The organism is Solihabitans fulvus (assembly GCF_008386585.1).
Lineage (GTDB): Bacteria > Actinomycetota > Actinomycetes > Mycobacteriales > Pseudonocardiaceae > Solihabitans > Solihabitans fulvus.
In genome coordinates, this window is sequence record NZ_VUOB01000460.1 from 1 (window position 1) to 308 (window position 308).

General features: G+C 75.0%; 1 pseudogene. It reads right to left on the reverse strand.

From position 1 onward, the window contains the following. Positions 1-308 (reverse strand): annotated as a pseudogene (locus tag F0L68_RS43195) (SARP family transcriptional regulator); the annotation flags it as partial.

A 308-nucleotide genomic window follows, 5' to 3' on the forward strand; every position in this document is an offset into this window, starting at 1 on the left:
CGGACCGCGCGTCGATCGCCCCGGCGTGCCGGCGCAGCAGGTCGTGGAAGCGATACCGGCCGGGCGTGCGTACCTGGAGCAGGAGCACGTCGACCAGGTCCTCCAGCAGCCGGTCGGCGGCGCGCGGGTCGAGGTCGGCGAGGGCGGCGACCGCGTGCGCGTCGACGTCCGGCCCGGTGACCAGGCCCAGCAGCCGGAACAGGCGCTGCTGGTCGTCGGAGAGCTGCCGGTAGGACAGGGAGAACGCGACGGTGACGCTGCTGTCCTCTGTGGACAGTTCGGTGCGCCCGGCGCGCAGCCGGTCGGCC